Below are 1597 nucleotides of genomic sequence, written 5' to 3'. Positions count from 1 at the left end.
CGTTCTGGACTGCGATCGCGGGCGCTCGTTGCGTCTGTTTCATCGCGATGAGGTCTGGAATATGGGGAACGCGTTGGCAGGAGTTGGATGGACCGATGGGGGCGATCGTGGCCCCGCCGTTCATGGCGACGCCGCCCGTGGCCGGGGTGCGAGAGCCCAAGCAAGACGGCGGAAGAGGTCGGTTTCGGGACAGCAGGACGCATAGGCCAAGCGGATGCGGCTCGCCGTTTCCTGCACCCGCACGGCGATCTTGATCAGGCGCAACCGCAGCGTCGCGAACTCGGCCCGGGCGAGATCGCAGGCAGCCGGGATGGCATCCCGCACGGACAGCATCAGCCAGTAGGCGGCCGTGTGCAGCACCAGGCGGACCTGGTTGGCCACCGCGCGCCGGCAGGAGGTTCGGTCAGAGGCGAGTTGCGCTTTGTGGAACTTGATCCAGTTCTCCGCCTGGCCCCTGGCGCAGTACAGGCTCTCGTAGATGACGCGCGGGCTGGTCCCGGTCAGGTTGGTGACGACGAAACGGATGTCGAGCCCCAGGCGCGTCGCCTCGATGCGGGCGATCGCGCGACGCTCGCATGACCAGCTCTTGGCCCGGTGTGTCGTCTCCGCAAAATCCCGCACCACCTCGCGATCCTCGATCGCCCGTCGGGTGCGCACCGCATCCGCCACGTCCTGAACTTTGGCGGTAAGCGGCCTCGTGCCAGCCAGCCCGAAGAGGTAGCTGACGCCGCTCTGCTCGCAGAAGTCCATGGCCTCGGGACGGGCGTAATGACTGTCGCCGCGGATCGTGATGCGGGTGAGAGGCCAACGCCTCCGGATGCGCCGCACTAACCGGCGCAGATGCGCCCGCACCTCACGACCGGAGGGCGTCTTGCCCGGCCGCAGCACGATGGCCACCGGTCGGCCCGTCGCCGCGTCGTAGACATGAATGGGGAGAAAGCAGCGCTCATCATAGTGAGCGTTGAACAGCGACAGCTGCTGATGCCCATGCACCACGTCGCAGGTGTCGTCGATATCCAGCACCACGCCGTCCGGCGGGATGGCATAGCTGTCCATCCACTGCTCGATCAGGGCATAGGTCAACCGGATCGCATCGCGCAGGCTCGGGGCATTCTCCAGGCGCGAGAGGGTTGGCTGCGAGGCCAGATCAGTGCCCGTCTCCGGCAAGTGTCCGCAGGCGAGCTTGAACGCCGGATCAGCGCGCAGCGGACCGAAGTCGTTGCAGTCCTCGTAGCCGCACGCGATGGCGAAGATGCGGGCGCGGATCATGTCTGTGATCGCGTGCGTCACGCGGCCTGGATCGCGCCGATCCGGGATGACGCGCGCCAGCCGCTCGGCGATCCCGAGCCGGCGCTCGGCCTGGGCCAAGAGCATGACGCCGCCGTCGGACGACAGGCGCCCACCGTCGAAAGCGGCGGTGATCTTCTTGCGGGACACGGCTGGAAACGGGAACGTCGGGGTTGTATCGTCCATCATGGCGGGTGTGGCACAGTGCAATCGGTGGCAGGGGTTAGTCTCAGCAACTAAATCCTACGCTGCTTCAAGTGCTTAAGCTACATCCGCCAGCCTTCTCCAACCGCCTCGTGCATAAAAGCGG

The 1597-nt window shown here is 66.2% G+C and carries 1 protein-coding gene; it reads right to left on the bottom strand.

Going from position 1 to position 1597, the window contains the following annotated elements; translation table 11 throughout:
* Positions 1-120: 120 nt before the first annotated feature.
* Complete coding sequence (locus tag ACS5Q1_RS47835; RefSeq protein WP_473104774.1) at positions 121-1476, bottom strand: IS1380 family transposase; 1356 nt, start codon at positions 1474-1476, stop codon at positions 121-123.
* Between the last annotated feature and the right edge of the window lie 121 nt (positions 1477-1597).

The sequence above is a fragment of the Microvirga sp. GN3 genome (assembly GCF_055792825.1).
The sequence above is the reverse complement of the archived record's forward strand: the minus strand, read 5'-3'. Positions and strand labels throughout refer to the sequence as shown.

Bases quoted from the DNA above. Each gene is read 5' to 3' on its own strand.
- ACS5Q1_RS47835 (WP_473104774.1), bottom strand. From the start codon at position 1,476: ATGATGGACGATACAACCCCGACGTTCCCGTTTCCAGCCGTGTCCCGC.